Genomic DNA, 22,043 nt, shown 5'->3' on the forward strand with positions numbered 1-22,043 from the left:
ACTCCTCATGAAATTCCTCAAGCCTACCATACTTTCCCTGGCGCTGCTGGCTTTTGTTTCCGGCTGCAACGACAAAGACTTCCTCGACGTGCAGCCCATCGGGGCCCTGAGCGACGAGCAGCTGAACACGCCCGCCAACATTGAAAAGCAGGTTATTGCCGCCTATTCCTCGCTGGGCAATGATGTGTACCGGGCGCCTTACACCAGCATGTGGCCCTACGGCAACGTGCGCGGCGGCGACGCCTACAAGGGCGGCAATGGCACTGCCGACGTTGACGCGTTCCACTTCTACGAAACCTTCACTTTCAACCGCGTCGATGTGGGCAACACCGACGAGCTGTGGTTCCTGATTTACATCGGGGTGTCGCGCTGCAACGATGCCCTGCGCCGCCTCGATGCCGTGGATGCTGCCGCCATGCCTACCAAAGCGGTGCGCCAGGGCGAAGTACGGTTCCTGCGCGGGCACTACTACTTCCTGCTGAAAGAGCTGTTCAAGCGGGTGCCCTACATCGACCAGACCGTTCCGGCCGACCAGTACGGTACCATCTCAAACGTGGCTCTGACCAACGACGAGCTGTGGACCAAAATTGCTGACGACTTCCGGTTTGCGGTAGCCAACCTGCCCGACACCCAACCCGAAATCGGGCGGGCTAATAAGTCGGCGGCGCAGGCCTACCTGGCCAAAACGCTGCTCTACCAGGCCTACGTGCAGGGCGACAACCACGCCGTAACGAGCATCGACCAGGCCAAGCTGAACGAAGTAGTAACCCTGACCAACCAGGTAGCCGCCTCCGGCAAATACGGGCTGCACGCCGACTATGCCACCAACTTCCTGACCGCCGGCGACAACGGCACAGAGTCGGTGTTTGCCATCCAGTTTTCGCGCAACGACGGCACTCCCAAAGGCCGCACCGACCGGGGCAACAGCCTGAACTACCCCATGAACCCCGACTACGGCTGCTGCGGATTTCACCAGCCCAGCCAGAACCTGGTGAATGCCTACAAAACCGACGCCCAGGGTCTGCCGCTGTTCACCACGTTCAACAACTCGGACCTGAGCACCCCGGCCGACTTCCAGAACAACACCGTAGACCCGCGCCTCGACCACACGGTAGCCATTCCGAGCCACCCCTACAAGTACCTCCCGACGTTCGTATTTGAGACTTCCTGGCTGCGCGACCCAAACACCTACGGTGTGTATATGTCGATGAAGGAGAATGTGCTGCCCTCGGACCCGAGCTTCCAGAAAACGCCGCCGTTCATGTCGTCGTCGAAGAACTGGGCCATCATTCGCTACGCCGATGTACTGCTGTGGAAAGCCGAAGCCCTGATTGAACTGGGCCGGCAGTCGGAGGCGCTGCCCATCATCAACCAGATCCGGCAGCGCGCCGCCGCCAGCACCACCCGTCTGAAAAACGCCGGCGGTGGCAACACGTCCAATTACCGCATCGGCCAATATTCCTCTGCCGGCTGGAGCCAGCAGTACGCCCGCGAGGCCCTGCGCTTCGAACGGCGCCTGGAGTTTGCTATGGAAGGTTTCCGCTTCTTCGACCTCACGCGCTGGGGCGTTGCGGCCGGTACCCTGAACACCTATTTCGACCGGGAAAAAACCAAGCGTCTGTACCTGCAAACGGCCCGCTTCACGCAAGGCCGCGACGAGTATCTGCCAATTCCTATCAACCAGATCAACTTCAGCAAAGGCCTGTACAAGCAGAACCCGGGGTGGTAAGTACAGCGCCGGCTGTGGCGTGCTGCAACACGCCACAGCGGCTGCTCTGCACTGCCCCGGTGCCTGCTCGGCGCAGCCTTCAATTACCAGGTTTAACCCGGGGTCTTCAGTACGACTACCTCTCTAAAATCACGCTGTGAAAAACAACAATGTATTCTTTTGGTCCCTGGTGGTGGCGCTGGGCGGCTTCCTGTTCGGCTTCGACACCGCCGTTATTTCCGGGGCCGAGAAAGCCATTCAGCAGCTCTGGGGGCTGAGTTCCGTGGAGCATGGCTTCACTATTGCGGTGGCTCTGATTGGCACCGTGTTCGGGGCCATCTTCGGTGGTATTCCGTCCGATAAGCTGGGCCGCCGCCATACTCTGATCTGGATTGCGGTGCTCTACTTTGTGTCGGCCATCGGGGCGGCCGTTACGTCCAACTGGATAGCTTTTATGGTGTTCCGGTTCCTGGGCGGGTTGGGCGTGGGCGCGTCGTCGGTGACGGCGCCGCTTTATATTTCCGAGGTGTCGCCGGCCGAGAAGCGGGGGCAGATGGTGGCCATGTTTCAGTTCAACATCGTGTTCGGCATCCTGGCCGCTTACCTCTCCAACTACCTGCTGACCGGCGTGGGCGAAAACGACTGGCGCTGGATGCTGGGCGTGCAGGCCGTGCCGGCGCTGGCGTTTTTCCTGCTGCTGTTCCGGGTGCCCGAAAGCCCGCGCTGGCTGCTGGGCCAGGGCCGCGTGGAGGAAGGCCGCCACGTGTTCCAGCGCATCAACCCCGCCACCGCCGACCAGGAAGTAACCAGCGTGCTGACTTCCAACGCTTCCGATGACGCCATGGTAGGTAGCAAATCGTTGTTTGCCCCGCAGTACCGCACCCCGGTTATACTGGCCGTGCTGTTTGCGGTGTTCAACCAGGTGTCGGGCATCAACGCCATTATTTACTTCGCCCCGCGCATCTTCGAAATGACGGGCCTGGGCCAGGGGGCGGCGCTGCTCTCATCGGCGGGCATTGGGCTGGTGAATTTCGCCTTCACGCTGCTGGCCCGGCAGGTCATCGACCAATTTGGGCGCCGCAAGCTGATGCTGATTGGCTCGTTTGGGCTGATTGCCACGCTGGGGCTGGTGTCGTGGGCATTCTACTCGCAGAACTTCAGTGCTATGGGCGGGATGCTGGTGCCGGTGCTGCTGTTCGTTTATATTGCCTTTTTCGCCTTCTCGCAGGGCGCGGTTATCTGGGTGTTCATCTCGGAAATCTTCCCCAACACGGTGCGCGCCAAAGGGCAGGCGCTGGGCTCCAGCACGCACTGGGTGATGGCGGCCATTATTGCCTTCGCCTTCCCGCCGCTGGCCGAAAAGCTGGGCGGCGGCCACACCTTCGCCTTTTTCTGCGGTATGATGGTGCTCCAACTGCTTTTCGTGTGGCGCATGATGCCCGAAACCAAAGGCACCAGCCTCGAACAGCTGGAAAAAACACTCGTCATCCATTGAGGGGAGCCTGGAAGTGAGAATCAAGAGCTTGGATATCGTCGATACTAGGCTCTGAATGCTCCTTTCTGCCCTTGCGTTTTCTAACTTCTAAATATCTCATGTTTGATAAGCTAGTCTGCTTCGGCGAAATTCTGTGGGATGTGCTGCCGACCGGCAAGCAGCCCGGCGGCGCGCCCTTCAACGTGGCCGTGCACCTGCACCAGCTCGGCCAGTCCGTGGACCTCATCAGCCGCGTCGGCGACGACGACCTGGGCTCGGAGCTGCTCGATTTTGTAGCATCCAAAGGCCTGCGCACCGACTACGTGCAGCACGGCAAAACGCACCTTACCGGCGTGGTGAAGGCCAACGTGGACGATGCCAACGAGGTGACGTACAAGATTGTGCAGCCCGTGGCCTGGGACTACATTCAGTACGATGCCGCGCTGGAAACGCTGGTGGAGCAGGCCGAGGTATTCGTGTTTGGCAGCCTCGCCGCCCGGCAGTCCGGCACCCGCGAAACGCTGTACCGCCTGCTGGAACACGCCAAGTTCAAGGTATTCGACGTGAACATGCGTCCACCGCACTACAGCAAAGAGGTGGTAAAATACCTGCTCGAAAAAGCCAATCTGGTGAAGATGAACCACCACGAGCTGGCCGAAATTATGGCGTGGTTTGGCGAGGAAACCGACCAGCCCGCCGCTATGCAGTGGCTCGCCAACCGCTTCGATTTGCAGGCCGTGTGCGTAACCTGCGGCGCCGATGGCGCCCTGCTCTGGGCCAACGGCCAGCTGTACCGCTCCCCCGGCGTATCGGTGGAAGTAAAGGACACTATAGGCAGCGGCGACTCGTTTCTGGCGGCGCTGCTCAAGGGCTGGCTGGCTGGCCAGGAACCCGGCGACATGCTGCGCTTCGCCTGCGCCACCGGCGCGTTGGTCGCCACCCACCAGGGTGCTACTCCTGCCTTCACCGAAACTGATGTGCAGGAACTGCTGGCTGCGCAGGCAGTGTAGCTTCCTGGTTGATTCCAGGACATTCATTTCTCACTCCCCGTCCCCTATGAAATACCCGCTTCTCCTGGCGCTGGCCGCGGCCAGCCTTGCCGCGTGCAATCCTGACGCCAAAACCACCGACACGGCTACCACGGCCCCCGCTACTACGGCAAATGCCTCGGCTGATTCTTTGCCGCCCGCCACGCCGCAGTACCGCCCGGCATATCATTTCAGCCCGGCCAAGATGTGGATGAACGACCCCAACGGTATGGTGTACCTCAACGGCACCTACCACCTGTTCTTCCAGCACCACCCCGACGGTATGGAATGGGGCCCGATGCACTGGGGCCATGCCACCAGCAAGGACCTGGTAACGTGGCAGGAGCAGCCTATTGCGCTGTATCCCGACTCGCTGGGCTGGATTTTCTCGGGAAGCGCCGTTATCGACAAGGACAACACGGCCGGCTTCGGCCAGAACGCCATGGTGGCCATCTTCACTCACCACAGCTCTCCCGAGGAGAAGAAGAAAACCAACAAGCACCAGTACCAAAGCCTGGCCTACAGCCTTGATGAAGGCAAAACCTGGAAGAAATACGACGGCAATCCGGTGCTGCCCAACCCCGGCATTCAGGACTTCCGCGACCCGAAAGTGAGCTGGAACGAGGTAGCCAAGAAATGGGTGATGACCCTGGCCACCAAAGACCGGATTACGTTCTACTCGTCGGCTAACCTGAAGGACTGGACCAAGCTGAGTGAGTTTGGCGAGAAGCTGGGGGCTCACGGCGGCGTGTGGGAGTGTCCCGATTTGTTTCCGATGACGCTGAACGGCAAAACCCACTGGGTGTTGCTGGTGAGCATCAACCCCGGCGGGCCCAACGGTGGCTCGGCCACGCAGTATTTTGTGGGACAGTTCGATGGCAAAACGTTCACCCCCGCTACCACCACGCAGAAATGGGTAGACTGGGGCAAGGATAACTACGCCGGCGTAACCTGGGCCGGCACCGGGGCCCGCAAAATCTTTCTCGGCTGGATGAGCAACTGGGAGTACGCCAACCAGGTGCCCACCTCGCCCTGGCGCAACGCTACGACCGTTCCGCGCGACCTCGCTCTTAAGCAAGTGGGTTCAGAAATCTACCTGACCTCCACACCGGTGAAGGAAGTAGCCAAGCTGGCGCAAGCAGGCCAGACCTTAAGCAACTTGGCGGTGAAATCGGAACTGAGCTTAACTGACAAAATCCCAAATCTGGCCCAGCAGTTTCAATTGAAGATGAACACCAGGCAACTCCAGGATTTCGCGCTGGTGCTCGGCAATGCCAAAGGCGAGGAACTGGTTATCGGCTACGACAAGCAGGCCAACCACTACTACATCGACCGGAGCAAAGCCGGCCAGATGGCCTTCAGCGACAAATTTGCGGGCCGCCACCCGGGGCCGCGCGTGGCCACCGGCCCTGCCGCCGACCTCACCCTGCTCTTCGATGCTGCCTCGGTAGAAGTATTCGCCGACGGTGGCCTGACTACCATGACTGAGCTGTGCTTCCCCACGCAGCCCTACACCACGCTAAAGCTGAAATCGTCCAGCGGCCTCTCAGTGGATGCGCTGACGTACACTCCACTCAAGCCGACCGCGAAATAGCCTTTCCACGGAAGCCAGGCCCCGATAGGGACTTACGTGGAAGTGAGGATACATAAAAACAGCCACTCGCCCCGAAAGGTGAGTGGCTGTTTTTATGTGAGCGAGAAACGAGGTTCGAACTCGCGACCCTCAGCTTGGGAAGCTGATGCTCTACCAACTGAGCTACTCTCGCTGATGCATGCTGGTATGGCAAAAGTACATCCTGGAAATCAATTTGCAACTTCCGCCCGTATCGGATGGAGCCGGGCGCTGGTTTGCGCTACCATTAGCATCTATCCTACCCAAGGCCCACGATACATCGGCAACCTGCTGGCAGGCAATTACAGAACCACTGTCGTGCGCATCACTGCTTGATTTTCTATGGCTCAGCTTCCCCCTTTTACACGCCGTATCGTTGGTATGATGAACATGCTGGCGGGTTTTATGCTGCTGGGGGCACTGGCTTTGCGTATGGGAGTAACGTATCTGGCTTACCAGCAGGCCGGCATGGCAGCCCTCTACAACCGGCAGTTTTTCGTCAGTATGCTGTTGCTGGTGGGGGCAATGCTGCTGTTGCGCTTCGGCTGGCGAATGCTCCGGCGCAAAAACAACCTTATCGACTGAAGTAACAAGGCCCGGCGGACTGCTGGTCGGGCGGCACGGGCATTACCGTAGCGCGCCGCTTACCTTTGCGCCTCTTCCGAATTCTGCGTTATGTCGTCTCCGCTCACCATCACTATTGCCAAACGCACTGCCGAAACGGCGGCACAACTGGCCGCTCTGGGCCGCCAGACCTTCCACGACACCTTTGCCGCCGACAATCAGCCCACCGATATGGCGGCCTACATCGAGGCCAACTTCACGCCCGAAAAGCAACTGGCCGAGCTGCACGATGCCAACACGGTGTTTTTGCTGGCCCGGATGCAACAGCAGTTGGTGGGCTATGCCAAGCTGCGGCTGCACTCCCAACTGGGACTCAGCCCCGATAAAACGCCCGAAGAGCGGCTGGAAATAGAGCGGCTCTATGTGCTGGAAGACTGGACCGGGACTGGGCTGGGCGCCGCCATGATGCGCCGCGCTATTGAGGAAGCCCGGCAAAGCAACTGTCGCGCTGTGGTGCTGGGCGTGTGGGAAAAGAACGTGCGGGCCCTGGAATTCTACCGCCGCTTCGGCTTCAAGGTAATTGGGGAGCACGCATTTGCTCTCGGCTCCGACATCCAGAACGACCTGATTCTGCGCAAAGGGCTCTAGCCTGCGCCGCTAGTCAGGCTGCTCTGCCTAAGCGTCTTGCCGTACCTTCGCCCATTCGCCATTCATTTGCCCGCGTGACACCAACCCGACCTGCCATTCTTTCCCATCGGAATCAGCCGTGTGCCTGGCAATTGTTGCTGCCGGTGCTGGCCGGCCTGCTGGGCTGCTCACCCGACTCCGGGCAGCAGGCCACAGTGGCGCTTCCTACCGGGCATTATGAGGGAACTGTGGCGTATCAGGGCACGGAGCTGACCGCCTCGCTGGATCTGCGTGAAGTGAGCCCGGGCCGCCTGGAAGCCGATATGCGCTTTCCGCAGGAAGAGGGACTGAGCTTTGCGGCAGAAAACCCGCGCTACTCCGAGCCGCAGCTGCTGCTTAGCGGCCCGGATGGCGGCATCAGCGTCTCCGCTATCCGGGAAGGTGACTTTCTGCGTGGCGTATTCACGCTGGACAGCATCAAGGCCGATTTTGTGTGGGTGCGCCGTGGCAAGGCGCAGCCCCGCGCCTACCAAAGCAAGCCGCTCCCGGCACCAGCCGGAACTGCGCTGCCTGCTCTGACACTCCTCATTCCGCAGGACACACTGGGGCGTCATCCGGCCGTGGCGCTGTTCGCGGGGCCCGCTACGCAGCCGGCAGCCCGGCGGCGGGCGGCTCAACTGGCCGGTCAGGGCTTCGTCACGACGGTGGTTGCGCTGCCGCAGGTGGCACTGCCTGCCGACTCGGCTATGTTGCAGATGGCGGCACAGGTGCTGCAGGCATTGCGCCGGGAGGCCACCGTCGATACTATGCGGGTAGGAATGTGGGCCGGCGGAAATGCCGCCTCTGTGGTGCCGGCAGCCGTGCTGGCGCGCCCCAAAGCCGCGTTTGTGGTGCTGGAAAACGTGTCGGTTTCCTCTATGGAAGAAGCGCGGCCGTTTCAGATGCTGGGCCGCCAGAGAATACCGGTGCTGGGCCTGTACGCCGCCGACACTTCCCTGAACGTGAAAGACAGCGCCCGGCGCCTGCGCAATGCAGCTGGCCGCCAACGTAGCACCCAGGTGCGGATTTTTCCGCAGGCCGATGCGCGCTTCCTGCTGCCCGGCCAGATCAGCCCCGATGGTAAGTGGACCTGGCCTGCTTCGGCACCGGGCTATGTGCAGGCTATTTCAGAGTGGCTGAAATAGTACGCTGCGTCCAGTAATAGCGCGGCGGCTACATGGCCTTGTGGCGGCTGGCTTGGGTTCTACAGAATCAGCAGGCCTTTTTCGCGTAGCAGCAGCCACGCCCCCGACTCCAGAAACCGCTCGAAGGAATGGCCGGCCGGGAAGCTGCGGGCTACGTCTTTGAGCAGCACTTTCGTGTCATAGTCAGCCGTGAGGCCGGTGAGAAGCTGGTGCAGCCAGGGGCCCAGAGCGGCCGGCACGGCTACTTCGAAGTCTTCGGCCTGCTCGTAGAACGTCAGCACCGCGCGAAGGCCCTTTTTGCCGTTTTCCTGCCGCAGCTCCGGGGCATTGCCCAGCCAGAACAGGCGTTGGTTCTGCTTGGCGAAGTCAGGCTTGGTGGGTTCCTGCAGGGCCTGTTGGATCAACTGGCGCGGCACGGTGGTTTTGGGCACCCGGAAATCAAACCAGAAGCTGAGCGGCTCGTGCAGCGCCACGCCGTGCAGGTAGTTGTAGAGGGCCTTGGCCAGGCCTGCCCCGAACTGCTCGTGGTCGGTGCCGGTGGGGTCGTCATGCCACAGGTCGTTCCAGGCAAACGGGCCGGGCTCGGGGCCAACGGCGGCCACCTGGTATTTTGCGGGGTTCTTGCCCACGGGCGAGTGCGCCGTCATCGAGAACCGGTGCCAGTAGCCGCTCTGCACGATGCCGGCCGCAAACAGCTGCCGCACCACTTCCAGCGAATCCACGGTTTCCTGGGTAGTTTGGGTCGGGAAACCGTACATCAGGTAAGCGTGCACCATGATGCCGGCCTGCGTGAAGCCGTCCGTTACGCGGGCCACCTGCGCAATCGTAACGCCCTTTTCCATAAGGGCCAGCAGCCGGTCGGAAGCCACTTCCAGCCCGCCGCTCACCGCAATGCAGCCCGAGGCAGCCAGCAGCCGGCACAAGTCAGGCGAGAAGGTTTTTTCGAAGCGAATATTGCCCCACCACGTAATGCTTACGCGCCGTTTCAGCAGCTCAATGGCCAGGTCGCGCAAAGCCAGGGGCGGAGCGGCCTCATCCACGAAGTGGAAGCCGGTCTGGCCGGTCTGGGCAATTATCTGCTCAATGCGGTCAGCCAGCAGGGCCGATGGCGCTGTTTCGTAGCGCGAAATATAGTCCAGCGTCACGTCGCAGAAGGAGCAGCGTTTCCAGTAGCAGCCGTGCGCTACCGTCAGCTTGTTCCAGCGCCCGTCGCTCCAGAGGCGGTGCATGGGGTTCAGCACCTCAATCACCGACAGATACTCGCTCAGCGGCAAGTCCGAATAGTCCGGCGTGCCCACCTCAGGGTGCGGAATGTCGGGAAACGGCTGGTTGACGTACTCGACTTCGCCGGCCGAATTGCGCAGAAACGTGCGCTGCAAGGGTAGGGGCTGCAACTCCTGAACGTCCGTCTGCTCTCTCGGACTGTCATGCTGAGCTTGCCGAAGCATCTCTACTGCTTCGTTGCCAAACGATAGATTAGCTAGCGGTAGAGATGCTTCGGCAAGCTCAGCATGACGTTCTTCTTTTCCATTCAAATACTCCAGCAAGCGCAGCCAGGGGCCTTCGCCGTCGTCCAGGGTCAGAAAGTCGATGTAGTCGAAGAAACGCGGCTCCCGAATCTGGCGCAGCTCGGTATTGGGGTAGCCGCCGCCCATGAGCGTATACGTCGCCGGACTGATTTGCCTGATGCGGCCGGCCAGCCGTAGCGCGCCGTAGAGGTTGCCCGGAAACGGCACCGTGAAGCCAACCACATCGGGCTGCACGCGGGCCATCAGCTCGTCGAGCAGCTCCTGCAGCATTCGGTCCAGCAGGTTGGGGGCGGCCTGCAGCGCCTCGTGCAGCTCATCAAATGTGGTGGCCGACATAGCCAGCTTCTCGGCGTAGCGCGAAAAGCCAAACTGCGGCCCCACGGTTTCCTTGAGCAGGTCGCCCAGGTCTTCGAGGTAGAGTGTGGCGAGGTGGCGGGCCTGGTCGGTGAGGCCCATAGTGCCGAAAGCGGCTTCCAGGTCGGCAATGTTGTCGAAGCGGCTGGCTTCGGGCAGGAAGCGGCTGTGGCAGATGCGCGGGGCCAGCGTATTGTCCTTGTTCTGCAGGAAGCGCACCACGGGCCCGATGGTGCTGAGGTAGCTGTTCTTGAGGCGCAGCATCCGGCAGGCGTTGTCGCTCAGCGAGAAACTGCCGGCCTCGATTTCTTCGAACACCCGGGCCAGCCCTGCCTGGGAAAACAGCTTCAGCACCAGCTCCAGCCCCAGGTCGGCCTGCGTCACGTGGTAGCCGCGGCCCTGCAGAAAGCCTTTGATGTAGGCCGTGGCCGGATAGGGCGTGTTCAGCTGCGTGAGCGGCGGCGTAATGAGCAGGATGCGGAGCGAAGGAGTAGGCACGGGAGCAACAACCGCACTGGCGCGGTAAAGGTGCCGCAAAGGTACGGCAGGCCGCACAGTGTCTGTGGCTGATTTTAAAAACAGCCTTTCCCGGCCGGAACGCACGTAGCAGATGCCATACCCGTTGCTGCGTCCATAAAACGAAGCGTCCCGGCTTCCTGAGTGGAAACCGGGACGCTTCGTTTTATGAGCCTGTGTAGCTACGCCAGCTGGTCCAGCGAAAGGCGCTTGGGAAGCAGCTCCCGGCGGAATTCGCTGACGGAGCGGCCCGTCACCTGGCGGAACTGGTTGCTCAGGTGCTGGCCGGAGCTGTAGCGCATATGGTCTGCTATTTCGCTGAGGGTCATTTCGTTGTAGCTGAGCATTTCCTTTACCCGCTCAATCTTCAGCCGGATCAGGTATTTCTCGATAGTCAGGTTGGCCGTCCGGGAAAATACCTTGCTCAGGTGCGAGTAGGTAGCCGCAAACCGGTCGGTGAGGAAAGCCGAGGTAGTGAGCGGCATGCGGGCAGTACGCAGGTGCTCTAGATACTCGACCAACGCGCCTTTGATCTGTTCGGTCATTTGCTCGGCGCGGCCCATCAGCACGTCAAAACCAGCCTCACGCAGCAGGGGCGCTACGGCGGCCGGGTCTACCGGGGTGTGCTCATCGAGGTGAGCCTCGCCCAGCGTGACCTGCGTGGGGCGGTAGCCGGCTTTCTCAAGTACGGTACGGACGGCTTCCACGCAACGCGGGCAAACCATGTTCTTAATATGAAGCAGCGTTGTTTTCACGGGTTATGATTTTTTTCGGACCGCGTTACTGTACGCGTAGGTTTACGAACGGTTGTCGTAGCTACGGAAGGCCGGGGCTTGCGGTTAGGCTCGGGCGCAGTTTCCGCCCAGTCTTTGCCGAACCAGTTGGCCGTAGCCCAACTTACAAAAGGCACGACTCCCAGAAAAGTTATCGACAGCAGCCAGAAAAATACGAAAAAAGCGCCGAATAACCGGCCGAAGAATCCGTCGCTCACTCCGAACAGGTAGGCTACCAGCGCCAGTGCCAGCCCCAGGCTCACGGCCGCTATGATGCCGGCGCGGCGTAGCAGCAGAGGGTAGTTGAAGGAAGTGAGGGCAGGACGTTTCATAGGCAGCAAAGGGAAAACAAATATACCGGTTCCGGCTTTTGGGCCGCCGGCCTGCCGGCGTGTGCCAGCAACGTAGCGCCGTTCTGCGCCGTACCACCATTCGGTTATCTTGCATCCCAACCGCTACACTCTCCACCTTTTCGCTTATGAAACGCCCTCTGCTCTTCAGCCTGCTGGCTGCCACGGTGCTCTTCTCGGCCTGCGACACCGGCACGGCCACCGGCGACACCAACGTAGAATCCGGTGACTACAAAAAGAAAGACCCCGACCCCGGCCAGTCCATTGCGTCTGACTCGGCCACGGCTGGCCTGCAGCGCGACACCAGCGGAACTCCCACAGGCCGCCAGCTCTACGAAAATGCCGCCCAGTCCAAGGACCGCAACCGCGACGGTATTGCGGACTAGTGCTCATTGCTCAGTAACAGAAAAGGCCGAACGCTGTGGAAGCGTCCGGCCTTTTCTGTTACTGTAAGCGTCTGCTAATAGAACGCGAAGCCATTTGGCAGGATACCTACCGTGGCAGAGTCCAGGGGAGTGCCGCTGGCATTGTAGCGCACAATGCGGCCGGGGCCGCTGTATGACACAGCCACGCCCGCATAAATGGTATTGTTGTTGGGGTCAATATCGAGGCCGTAGAAGCTGCGCTTCAGGAAAGGCGTGGTAGGAATGGTAGCATCCGCAATGCCTACCCGAAACACGCCCGAGCCGGTTTTGAGGTAAAGCTGGTCGCCGGTGCTATTGCGCCGAACGCGCGAGCCATAGCCGGGAGTGTAGGTCAGGTCACGCTTGCGCACCGTGTACGGGGCTGTAGCCGTGAAGTCGCTGAGGCTGCCAAGCTTCGACAACGCTGGGTTGGAGTAGTCCGTCGAGCCTGCGCACAGCACCCAGATGCGGCCATTAGCATCCTGCACCAGATTGGCCGGGTTGGCGCCGACTGTCAGGGTGGTTTCTACAACATCGGTGTTGGTATTGATAACCGTCACGGTATTGTCTTCGCTGTTGGCTACAAACAGCTTGCCGTTGGCCAGCAGCATTTCTTCCGGGGCTTTGCCTACCGGAATAGTCCCCGTCACTGTATTGGTGCGCAGGTTGATGATGGCTACCCGCCCTACTACCGGGGCAGGGAAAGGTGCCTGAATCCACTCACTCACATACGCTTTGTCGTCGGAGGCTACGGCAATGTAGCGCGGCTGCGCCAGCGGCGACGAGAGCGTGCTCACCTCCCGGAAGTCGGGCAAGGAGACTGTAATAAGGCGGCCGTTCTGGTTGGCCACAATGTAGCCACGGTTGCCACGCACTACCATGTTCTGGGCCACATCGGCCAGCAGCGGGCGGTTGTTAGCTGCCTGGAAAATGTCGGGCGCGGTTATGGTTTTGCTGGCTACGTCGAACAGGCTGATGCTGCCATTAGGGGTGCCATAGCTCCCTTCATTTACCACAAATACACTATTGGTGGCTGCCACAGGCGGCACCACTGGATTGTCGTCATCGTCAGGGTCACAGGAAGACAGAAGGAGCAAGGCACTAGCGGGCAGCAGTGCGGCACGGTACCAGCGCGCAAACAAAGAAGAAGTGGACAGCATATGGAAAAAGAGTAAGTGAAAACAGAATCAGCGCCACGCTACGCGTAAGCTCAGTTGCCCCGACCGGCCCGGCATGGCCCGGTAGAGGTAGTTTTGGTAGGAGCGGTTAGTCAGGTTGTAGCCCTGAGCCAGCAGCGTAGCCCGCACTGAGCCAGGCAAGCGCAGCGTGTAGCCCACAGAAGCCGACAGCAGTCCGAAGCCAGGCAGATACTGCGGCCCTTCCTCCTGCGTGTAACGGAAGCTGGTAAACGACAACGCTGTAGTGCCCTGCCACTGCCGCCAACTGCCTTCCAGCGTCGTATTGGCCGTGTGCTGTGGCAGGTAAAACAGCTGCCGTCGGCTCAGGGGCATGCCGTCGGCATCGTCACGGGTTTTGTAGGCGCGGGTGTAGGCGTAGGAAGCTCGGGCTTTCAGAGAGTAAGCCGTTGTGCTCCAGCTTAGCTCCGACGAGGCCTCGAGTCCTTGCGTGCGCACCTGCCGCAGGTTGCGCGGGCTCACAAACGACTGCCCTGGTTTCGGCCACCACATCACCCAGTTGTCTACCAGCTGATGGTAGCCGGTAACCTCTGTCTGCACAGACAGCGCAGGTTTGGCTGCCGGGCTCCAGGTATGCTGCACGCCCAGTTCCTGCCCAAAGCTGGATTCGGGCAGTAGGTTTGGGTCGCCGCCGGGCTGGTAGTATCGTTCGTTGAGGGTAGGGGCCCGGTAGCCGCGGGCGGCATTGGCTTTCAGCAGCACTGTGTGCGTAGCAGCCGCTACTGCCTGCCACTCAGCTCCCAGCACCGGTTTGAGTGGGGAACGGCGGCCCGGTAGCAGCGCCTGGCGCAGAGTGCCGGAAAGGCGTAACCGGGGCCATGGGGCGTAGTTCAGCAAAGCAAAGCCCGCAAACCGCTCCTCCGAAACCCGGCCGCCATAGTCGTTCATGCGTACCCCAAAGTGCTGGGCTTCGGCTCCGATACGCAGGCTGGTAGTGGGCGAGAAATGCAGCGTATGGCTACCCTGTATCTGGCTGGTTCGCACTCGGGAGTCGTTGCGAAACTGGTCTGTGCTGTAGTTGAGGATGTCTTCAAACCACGCTACCCGCACCGCCGACTCATGGCGGGCCGTGCTGTGCTCGTACCCAAGCAGCAGCCGCCGGCTTTGGTCGCGCTGCCGGGCGTGGTCGTTGGCGGTACCAATGGAAGGCTGAATCTGCCGGTCAGAATCGGTGAGCCACATAGCAGCCTGCAACTGGCCGGCCTGGCCTACGCGCCACCGAAAGTCTTGGGCTATGCTGCCCTGCCACAACGCTGCATTTGTCTGCCGCTGGCGTCCTCCGCCCGGCACATCATAGTGAAAATCGTTCTGGGCCTGCCGGTAAGTGAGGCTGGTGCGCAGGGCTACTTTCTGGTTGCTGAAGCTGCCTTCCACGCTGCCGGCTCGCAGCCCAAAGCTACCAGCATCGGCCTGTGCGGCAGCCTGTAGCCCCGCTCCCCACCGCACCCGCGACGACAGCAGCACGGTGCCGCCCACCGCCCCGGAACCGTACAGGCCCCCAGCCGGGCCAGGCTGTATGCTGACAGCAGTATTGCCGCTCACCGGCAGCAGAGAAAAGTCATTTTGCCCAAGTGTGGGCAGCATAATATTGAAGCCATTCCATAGCACGGCCGTGTGCTGGGCCGAAGTGCCCCGGACGGTAATGCTGCTGAGCTGGCCGGGACCGTAATTTTTAAGGTACAGTGGCGTGCGAGCTGCCAATGCTTCTGCCAGCATGGCTGTCCGGAACGGGGCTAGCGCCGCCGAGTCCAGCGTGAGCATGCGGCTGCCGGTCGCAAAGCTTGCGGTAGGCGTAGCCTGCACGCGTACTGCTGGCAGTGCCTGTACCGAGTCGATGCTCTGTGGAGTGCTCTGCTGCGCCCATGCCCCTACAGGCAAACCGGCGCCGCCCAGCACCCCATACAGGAGCAGGCGAAGTGGGGTAGGCGCGTAAGTGGCTAGTAACCGAACCAAAATTTCCGGGCTGGGAAAATTCAGTTCAAAACTCCGGTCTGAGCTTCCCTGGCAGGAAACCAAGCCGCAGCCGAGGCCGAAAACAGGAAATCCGGCCGCTGCCAGAGCGGCCACTGCATTCATTCTCCGCCCTTCCACCGAAGGCGCTGAACATAGGAATTGCAAAGGCAGGTCTCCTGGCTTGCTCCGGGCGCGCCGCCTTCCCATTTCTCCGGCCCGCAAGCTGCTTGCGAAACCTTCTCTGAAACAGTGGCAGCTGAGGCGCGCCAACTCATGAAGCGTACAGTTGCGGGGACAGCTCCGGAATTGAACCGGATTCCCTTTTCAGCCTCGCCCCGCACTTGGGGTCCGGCCACCTCTACAGCCACAAAGATACGCCAATAAATCGGACGCAGTCAAAAACCAGCCTCGCCAAATAGCCGCCGTGGCCCGTCTGCCGTACTTCTCCTTCTCCAACTCTCTCTTGCCTTGAGCAACATCCTGCCTCTTGCCTTCTACCAGCGCCCCGACCCCGTGCAGATTGCGCGCGAGCTGCTGGGCAAGCACCTCTACACCCGGATTGATGGCGTCCTGACCGGCGGCCGCATCGTGGAAACCGAGGCCTACGCCCACCTCAACGACCAGGCCTGCCACTCGCACCTGGGCCGCTACACGGCCCGCACCAAAATCATGTATGAGCCGGGCGGTGTGGCCTACGTGTACCTGATTTATGGCCGGTACGCGCTATTCAACATCATCACTAACGAAGCCGGGAAAGCCGATGCCGTGCTGATTCGGGGGCTGGAGCCGATAGAAGGCATTCCGGAAATGCTGCTGCGGCGCGGGCTGCCGGCCGTGCAGCGCAACCTCACGGCCGGGCCGGGCCTGCTTACGCAGGCGCTGGGCATCACCACCAAGCACTACGGCACCGACCTTACGGGCGACACTATCTGGCTGGAAGACCACCGGGAAGTCGTGCCCACAGACCGGATAATAGCCAGCCCCCGCGTCGGTATCGACTATGCCGGGGCTGATGCGGCGCTGCCCTGGCGGTTCCGGCTGGCGGGCAGCAAGTGGGTAAGCCCGGCGAAGTGAGTAACTGAGTAGCGGAGTAACGGAGTAAAAACTGGTCATCCTGAGCAAAGCGAAGGACCTTATCACGTTGAACTGAATCGTTCTGGCGTAATAAGGTCCTTCGCTTTGTTCAGCTACTCCGCTACTCTTCAGGTGTTTTTCTCGCACACCAGCACCATCAGCTTGCCTTCCAGATTGGTGGTGGCAAACAGATAGATTTCGCCACCCTCCCGAATGCCGGTGCGCTGCCGGAAGTCGGCTACAGTGTCGGGGAAGTTGCGGGTCGTGACGTGGGCGCGGGCGTCGGGGCCGAGGTGGGCTTTCAGGGCCGCGCCATCGTACTTCTCAACGGCCCGGATGCGGAAGATGCGGCCCGGAAAGTCGGCGCGGAGCACATCGGACGTATACAGGTGGCTGTGCTGGTGCAGTTTCAGCAGTTCAAAGGCCGTCCCGATACTGCGGAATCCGCCGGCTTTCAGCACGGCCACGTTGGGCTCGTACAAATACTGCTGGGGCTCGGCGTAACGCGGAATGGCGCGGGCCTCACGGGCCCGGTTCAGCCGAAATTCCTGCTGCGTACCGTCGCGGCGCAGGTTCACGGTGTGGCGCTCCGGGTCGATGGCCGGCTCGGGACCCAACTCATACAGCACTTCCTTACACTCGTTGTCTACGGCCACTACCCACAGGCGCCGCACCTGCCGCAGCTCCAGAATGGCCTGCTCGATGTCCAGCATCGGGGAGGTTTTGAGCAGCACGCGGCGGCCTTTGTGCAGCAGCAGCGGCAGCAGGCGCAGCACGTCCGGCTCACAGTCCTGCAGCCGGAAAATCTTCCGCGAGGCCGTGTCGCGGCGGGCTGGGTCGAGGTAAATCCAGTCGAACGTGTCGGGCGTATTGCGCAGGAAGTTCACGGCATCCATGGCGTGGTACTGCACGTTCCCAATACCCAGCTGGGTCAGATTGAAGCGTACGACGTCGGCCAGGGCTGCATTGCGCTCCACGTAATGTACTTCGGCCACCTGCTCCGCGAAGCACGACACATCCACCCCGAAGCCGCCGGTAAGATCTACCAGCCGCTGCCCGCTGACCAGCGACGCCTTAAACGCCGCCGTACGCGCCGACGAAGCCTGCTCTACGGATAGAGCAGGCGGAAAAATCAGGTCGGGGTTGTCGGCCCAGGCGGGCACTTTGGGGCGGGCCTTCTGGCGGGCCTGAATCTGGCGCACCAACTCGGGCACGGGCAGGCCCGGATAGCGCCGGGCCTGCAAAGCCAATTGAGCGGGGTCGTCGTGCAGATGGTCGGAGACGTACTGCCGCGACGCCGCGGGAAGCGGAAATTCCATGAACTACTCCTACGAACAAAAAAACGGGCGGTTTGCCCGGCCCTAGCGCAGCTGCCAGCTAAGCGCCAGCTGTGGCTGCCCCGTGCGCGCCATCGTCACGCCCACACCCGTCGGCATCAGGCGCTGCAGCGCGCCAGTGTCGTGCGCCGACGAAAGGCCCGCGTTGTGCGCATCCACTGCCCGCTGGAAATACTCGTTGGTGTGGCGCGTAATAAAGATGTTGGACAGCAGACTGGCGGCAGCCAGCCCCAGCGTCACGCGCTGCCCGCCCTCAAAGTAATGTTTTTCGTCGCCACCACTGAAGGTCTGGGCGCCGTAGACGGCCACTGAGCCGACGAAGGTCAGGCGCTCGGCCAGAAACAGCCATTTCTGCCGGCGGTAACGGTTCAGGTTTTTCACGGCCTCCTGGTTGCCGGCCAGATAAGGGCGCAGCTTCTGCCCGAAATAGCCGGCACTCTGGTAGTCGTTTTCGGTGGGAACGGCTTTGGTAGCGAAGAAGAAATTTTTTTGCACTCCATTCAGGCCACGTTCCTTGTCTTCGGGGCTGAGCTGAATGGGAGAAGTTACCTGCCCCATGGCGCTACCCGCCCAGAGACCTAGCAGTACAACAAAAGAAGGCCGGATTACCCGCGCCAGAGGCAAGGCTGAATGATGCATAAAAGCAAATATAGTGAACTGCTTGCAAGGCGGATCAACTGCTTCTCCAGCAGAAGATTCCGAAGCCAACCCAACAAAAGTTTGGGTGGTTACGTTCTGTCGGCATTCCATTGTGTCTTCTTTTCATCCCCTGACCCTATGAAAACCTTCATCACGCCCTTCCGCCATGCATTATTGGCCGTTGCACTGCCCGCAGCATTTGCCTTTTCCGCCTGCAGCGACGATGATCCGGACCCCGCGCCGGTGGTAGAGCAAGGGCGGGTGCTGCTGTCGCATGCCGCGGCTTCTGCTAATATCCAGGTTAAAGCGCTGATTAACGACACGGAAGTAGGCCAGTTGAATTACGGCCAAAGCAGTGGTTATCTCAACGTGAATGCCGGAACGCCAACGTTGAAGATCAACAACAGCGCCAACCAGACGGCTGCCTCACAGACCATCACTGTAGCTAAAGACCAGAGCTACTCGGCCTTTGCTTACGCCCCCACTGCTACTACAGTAGGACTGCTGCAGGTTACTGATGACTTGGCTGCTCCAGCTTCCGGCCAGGCCAAAGTGCGCGTAGTGCATCTGGCCCAGGGTGCGCCTGCCGTGAAACTTTCCCAGCAGACAATAGCCGGCCCCGTAGACATTCCAAACATATCGGCTACGTTCCCGGCGTCGGCTACGGCTACCACGTGGGCATCTGGCTTTGCTTCGGTGCCTAGTGGCCCTTACAACCTGCTCGTCACCACCGGCGCAACATCCGCAACAGTAGTGGCTGTCGGAGATGGCACCGGCACCGGCCTGAATGGTACTGCTACGGCCACGGCCACCAAAACCTACGAAGCCGGCAAGATTTACACGGTGCTCGTACGCGGCATTCTCGGCAGCATCGACCCGGCCCTGCAGCCCAGAGCCGTTGTCATTCAGCACAACTAAGCTGCGTTTTTTCGGTACACATTGCAACCGGCTGCTCCTGTGGGGCAGCCGGTTTTGTTGTATAGCCCGACTAACATTTTGGCTATCTTTGTAGTTGATTCCAAAAAATCCAACACCATGGTTGAGACCAAGACTACGGCTTATGTTCCGTATAAAGTAAAAGACATGAGCCTCGCGGAGTGGGGCCGTAAGGAAATCCGTCTGGCGGAGGCTGAAATGCCCGGCCTGATGGCCCTGCGTGAAGAGTTTGGCGCCAGCAAGCCGCTCAAAGGCGCGCGTATTGCCGGCTGCCTGCACATGACCATTCAGACGGCGGTGCTCATCGAGACGCTGAAGGAGCTGGGTGCCGAGGTTACTTGGTCGTCCTGCAACATTTTCTCCACGCAGGACCACGCTGCCGCTGCCATTGCTGCGGCCGGCATTCCGGTATATGCCTGGAAGGAAATGACCGAGTCGGAGTTCGACTGGTGCATCGAGCAGACGCTGTTCTTCGGTGAGGAGCGTCAGCCGCTGAACATGATTCTCGACGATGGCGGCGACCTGACCAACATGGTGCTGGACCGCTACCCCGAGCTGGCTGCCGACATCAAAGGCATTTCGGAAGAGACGACCACCGGCGTACTGCGCCTGCTGGAGCGCGCCAAAGCCGGCACGCTGCCCATGCCCGCGTTCAACGTCAACGACTCGGTTACGAAGTCGAAGTTTGACAACAAATACGGCTGCAAAGAGTCGGCAGTAGATGCTATTCGCCGTGCCACCGACGTGATGATGGCCGGCAAAGTGGCGGTAGTAGCAGGCTACGGCGACGTAGGAAAAGGCACGGCTGCTTCGCTGAGCGGCGCCGGTGCCCGCGTTATCGTTACCGAAATCGACCCCATCTGCGCGCTGCAGGCTGCTATGGATGGCTTCGAGGTGAAGAAGATGGAAAACGCCATTCCGCGCGCCGACATCGTCATTACCACCACCGGCAACTGCGACATCATCCGTGAAGAGCATTTCCGTGCCCTCAAGGACAAAGCCATTGTCTGCAACATCGGCCACTTCGACGATGAAATTGATATGGCGTGGCTGAACAAAAACTACGGCCACACCAAAGACACCGTGAAGCCGCAGGTTGACCTCTACAACATCGAAGGCAGAGAGGTGATTATCCTCGCTGAAGGCCGCCTCGTGAACCTGGGCTGCGCCACCGGCCACCCTTCGTTTGTGATGTCGAACTCGTTCACGAACCAGACGCTGGCGCAGCTGGAGCTGTGGCAGAACGCGGCTTCCTATGAAAACAAAGTGTATACCCTGCCCAAGCACCTCGACGAGAAAGTAGCCCGCCTGCACCTCGCCAAAATCGGGGTGGAGCTGGACGAGCTGACGACTAAGCAAGCCGACTACATCAAAGTGCCGGTAGAAGGCCCGTTCAAGTCGGATCTGTACCGCTACTAGGCGTTGCCGCTTCTGGCAAAGAAAACCCCACCTGGCTCAGCGCCAGGTGGGGTTTTTTATTCCTCCACCGAGAACCACGGAATACCCAGCCGGCCTGGAAAAAGGTAGGCATGCACTGTGTCACCGGCCTGCGTCTGCTCATACAGCTCTTTCGTTACCGTGACATCTTCAGGAGTGGTACGAGGGCCCCAGGGGCCCACCGCCAGGTAGTAGGTGGTGGTTTTGCCGGAGGAAGAGTGCTTGCCGTGCACGGCTGCCTGGTGCACCTGCGGAATGGCCTTGTCGAAGGCGCAGTTGTAGGCGGCCGGGGCGGCATAGCCATATGCCAGCGCACAAAACAGAAGCATCGCTAACGCACTCCAACGACTGGCAGAGTTGCTGATGAAGCGCCAGCTACCATAGGCCAGCAGACCACCAAACACGGCAGCAACCGCCGCCGCCAGGGGCCACACCAGCGTATGCTCCAGCAGCTCAAAGTCGAACAGGACCCGTAGCAGCAAAGCCAATGAAGGCATAAACAGGGCTGAGGCAAGAGAAGGATACGCGCTGTCCTTGCGCTCGTCGGCCCGGATGAGGCCTCGGTGCCAGAACATAGCCAGCAACGCTACCGGTGGCAGCGCCAGGGCGGCCTGCGTAGCTAGGCTGTAGGGCTGCGGGTAGAAAAACAGCCACGCCGCCACCGCCCAGGCCGCTATGTTGAGGACACGGCATAGCCGCTGCGCCTGCAGCAGCTTCTCCTCCCGCTCCGCTTCGGTGCGGCCCAGGGCATCGTCCTGCAAAATTTCCTGGGCTTCCTGTTCCTGTTGCTGCACATCTAGGTCCGGAAACCGGTCGGCCAGCCATTGCTGTATGTCCTCGTAGCCTTCGCTGGTATAGCCTATCCTGATGCCAGGATAGGCTTTGGAAACCGGGACGATGTGGGTGTACTGGTTGTCCGTGCGGTACCCGCGCACAGCCTCCAGCGGGAGTTCTTTACTGCGTATCGCGCCTTGGTACCGAATGCTTTGCTCGCTGAAAATGTGACGGGCCTTATGGGTTTCATAGATGCAGTACATGAAAAACAGCCCCATGGCCCAGAAGCCGGCCGCCAATGCAAACAGGCCCATATTCCAGCCTTTGTCTGCGAACAGTAACGGTGAGCCTAGAAATAGCAGGACAAGCAGTGGCCCCAGTACGTAAATGAAAATGCGCCATCCTTTGGCAGTGCCATAGCTATGAACGGCAGTAGTAGATGTAGAAATGCTCAAGCTGACAGGACTTTAGAGTTGATGGTTGAATCCTAAAGCTACGGCCCCTCACCTAAATGCCCAACTCTATACCGGTGCCTGCATAGCAAAAAAGGCCCTGCCGGATTCAGCAGGGCCTT

The 22,043-nt window shown here is 60.5% G+C and carries 19 protein-coding genes, 1 tRNA gene and 1 riboswitch; of the genes, 11 read left to right on the forward strand and 9 right to left on the reverse strand.

From position 1 onward, the window contains the following. The first annotated feature begins 7 nt into the window (after nucleotides 1-7). From BUE15_RS03035 to BUE15_RS03050, 4 genes are all read left to right on the forward strand, one after another. A complete protein-coding gene (locus BUE15_RS03035) occupies nucleotides 8-1,729 on the forward strand; it encodes a RagB/SusD family nutrient uptake outer membrane protein (protein WP_073281238.1) in 1,722 nt (573 codons plus the stop codon). A gap of 136 nt (nucleotides 1,730-1,865) precedes the next feature. After that, nucleotides 1,866-3,203: a sugar porter family MFS transporter gene (locus BUE15_RS03040; RefSeq protein ID WP_073281239.1), complete on the forward strand. Its 1,338-nt coding sequence runs from the start codon at nucleotides 1,866-1,868 to the stop codon at nucleotides 3,201-3,203. 98 nt (nucleotides 3,204-3,301) lie between these two features. After that, the gene (locus BUE15_RS03045) at nucleotides 3,302-4,192 is read left to right on the forward strand and encodes a carbohydrate kinase family protein (protein ID WP_073281240.1); all 891 of its coding nucleotides are present in this window, start codon (nucleotides 3,302-3,304) and stop codon (nucleotides 4,190-4,192) included. Between the two features lie 46 nt (nucleotides 4,193-4,238). Further along, nucleotides 4,239-5,804, forward strand: coding sequence for a glycoside hydrolase family 32 protein (locus BUE15_RS03050; RefSeq protein ID WP_073281241.1), 1,566 nt, complete (start codon nucleotides 4,239-4,241; stop codon nucleotides 5,802-5,804). A 99-nt stretch (nucleotides 5,805-5,903) separates the two neighbouring features. On the opposite strand, the gene BUE15_RS03055 is transcribed toward BUE15_RS03050, so the two are convergent. After that, nucleotides 5,904-5,976, reverse strand: a tRNA-Gly gene (locus BUE15_RS03055). 188 nt (nucleotides 5,977-6,164) lie between these two features. Between BUE15_RS03055 and BUE15_RS03060 the strand changes: the two genes are divergently transcribed. From BUE15_RS03060 to BUE15_RS03070, 3 genes are all read left to right on the forward strand, one after another. Beyond that, nucleotides 6,165-6,407, forward strand: a complete 243-nt coding sequence (locus tag BUE15_RS03060) for a hypothetical protein (protein WP_139252105.1) — start codon at nucleotides 6,165-6,167, stop codon at nucleotides 6,405-6,407. A 90-nt stretch (nucleotides 6,408-6,497) separates the two neighbouring features. Beyond that, nucleotides 6,498-7,034, forward strand: a complete 537-nt coding sequence (locus BUE15_RS03065) for a GNAT family N-acetyltransferase (protein ID WP_073281243.1) — start codon at nucleotides 6,498-6,500, stop codon at nucleotides 7,032-7,034. A gap of 74 nt (nucleotides 7,035-7,108) precedes the next feature. Continuing rightward, the gene (locus BUE15_RS03070; RefSeq protein ID WP_139252106.1) at nucleotides 7,109-8,197 is read left to right on the forward strand and encodes a dienelactone hydrolase family protein; all 1,089 of its coding nucleotides are present in this window, start codon (nucleotides 7,109-7,111) and stop codon (nucleotides 8,195-8,197) included. Between the two features lie 59 nt (nucleotides 8,198-8,256). Here the strand turns inward: BUE15_RS03070 and BUE15_RS03075 are convergent, their stop codons facing one another. The 3 genes from BUE15_RS03075 to BUE15_RS03085 form a co-directional block, all read right to left on the reverse strand. After that, nucleotides 8,257-10,617 (reverse strand): B12-binding domain-containing radical SAM protein, encoded by a 2,361-nt coding sequence (locus BUE15_RS03075; protein ID WP_073281245.1) that lies wholly within the window; start codon nucleotides 10,615-10,617, stop codon nucleotides 8,257-8,259. Between the two features lie 161 nt (nucleotides 10,618-10,778). Further along, complete coding sequence (locus BUE15_RS03080) at nucleotides 10,779-11,303, reverse strand: helix-turn-helix domain-containing protein (protein ID WP_170865176.1); 525 nt, start codon at nucleotides 11,301-11,303, stop codon at nucleotides 10,779-10,781. A gap of 44 nt (nucleotides 11,304-11,347) precedes the next feature. Beyond that, a complete protein-coding gene (locus tag BUE15_RS03085; protein WP_073281247.1) occupies nucleotides 11,348-11,701 on the reverse strand; it encodes a DUF502 domain-containing protein in 354 nt (117 codons plus the stop codon). A 146-nt stretch (nucleotides 11,702-11,847) separates the two neighbouring features. Between BUE15_RS03085 and BUE15_RS03090 the strand changes: the two genes are divergently transcribed. After that, nucleotides 11,848-12,105 carry a hypothetical protein gene (locus tag BUE15_RS03090; protein WP_073281248.1) on the forward strand — a complete coding sequence of 86 codons (258 nt, stop codon included), beginning with the start codon at nucleotides 11,848-11,850 and terminating at the stop codon, nucleotides 12,103-12,105. A gap of 74 nt (nucleotides 12,106-12,179) precedes the next feature. Here BUE15_RS03090 and BUE15_RS03095 read toward each other — a convergent pair whose 3' ends face one another. Together BUE15_RS03095 and BUE15_RS03100 are read right to left on the reverse strand one after the other, a co-directional pair. Then, on the reverse strand, nucleotides 12,180-13,283 hold the full coding sequence (locus BUE15_RS03095; RefSeq protein ID WP_073281249.1) for a YncE family protein: 1,104 nt from the start codon (nucleotides 13,281-13,283) through the stop codon (nucleotides 12,180-12,182). A gap of 27 nt (nucleotides 13,284-13,310) precedes the next feature. Beyond that, the gene (locus BUE15_RS03100) at nucleotides 13,311-15,272 is read right to left on the reverse strand and encodes a TonB-dependent receptor (RefSeq protein ID WP_170865177.1); all 1,962 of its coding nucleotides are present in this window, start codon (nucleotides 15,270-15,272) and stop codon (nucleotides 13,311-13,313) included. A 149-nt stretch (nucleotides 15,273-15,421) separates the two neighbouring features. Beyond that, nucleotides 15,422-15,647: riboswitch (cobalamin riboswitch) on the reverse strand. A gap of 93 nt (nucleotides 15,648-15,740) precedes the next feature. Here BUE15_RS03100 and BUE15_RS03105 point away from each other — a divergent pair. Continuing rightward, nucleotides 15,741-16,346 (forward strand): DNA-3-methyladenine glycosylase, encoded by a 606-nt coding sequence (locus tag BUE15_RS03105; protein WP_073281251.1) that lies wholly within the window; start codon nucleotides 15,741-15,743, stop codon nucleotides 16,344-16,346. A gap of 128 nt (nucleotides 16,347-16,474) precedes the next feature. Here the strand turns inward: BUE15_RS03105 and BUE15_RS03110 are convergent, their stop codons facing one another. Together BUE15_RS03110 and BUE15_RS03115 are read right to left on the reverse strand one after the other, a co-directional pair. Next, the gene (locus BUE15_RS03110) at nucleotides 16,475-17,665 is read right to left on the reverse strand and encodes a THUMP-like domain-containing protein (RefSeq protein WP_073281252.1); all 1,191 of its coding nucleotides are present in this window, start codon (nucleotides 17,663-17,665) and stop codon (nucleotides 16,475-16,477) included. A gap of 42 nt (nucleotides 17,666-17,707) precedes the next feature. Then, the gene (locus BUE15_RS03115; protein ID WP_073281253.1) at nucleotides 17,708-18,241 is read right to left on the reverse strand and encodes a hypothetical protein; all 534 of its coding nucleotides are present in this window, start codon (nucleotides 18,239-18,241) and stop codon (nucleotides 17,708-17,710) included. A 219-nt stretch (nucleotides 18,242-18,460) separates the two neighbouring features. On the opposite strand from BUE15_RS03115, the gene BUE15_RS03120 reads away from it, so the two are divergent. Both BUE15_RS03120 and ahcY read left to right on the forward strand, forming a co-directional pair. After that, the gene (locus BUE15_RS03120; RefSeq protein ID WP_073281254.1) at nucleotides 18,461-19,240 is read left to right on the forward strand and encodes a DUF4397 domain-containing protein; all 780 of its coding nucleotides are present in this window, start codon (nucleotides 18,461-18,463) and stop codon (nucleotides 19,238-19,240) included. Nucleotides 19,241-19,357: 117 nt separating this feature from the next. Further along, a complete protein-coding gene (gene ahcY / locus BUE15_RS03125) occupies nucleotides 19,358-20,677 on the forward strand; it encodes an adenosylhomocysteinase (protein WP_073281479.1) in 1,320 nt (439 codons plus the stop codon). Nucleotides 20,678-20,733: 56 nt separating this feature from the next. Here ahcY and BUE15_RS03130 read toward each other — a convergent pair whose 3' ends face one another. After that, the gene (locus BUE15_RS03130; protein WP_139252107.1) at nucleotides 20,734-21,630 is read right to left on the reverse strand and encodes a hypothetical protein; all 897 of its coding nucleotides are present in this window, start codon (nucleotides 21,628-21,630) and stop codon (nucleotides 20,734-20,736) included. Nucleotides 21,631-22,043 lie beyond the last annotated feature (413 nt).

This window comes from Hymenobacter psychrotolerans DSM 18569 (assembly GCF_900142395.1).
Classification (GTDB): domain Bacteria; phylum Bacteroidota; class Bacteroidia; order Cytophagales; family Hymenobacteraceae; genus Hymenobacter; species Hymenobacter psychrotolerans.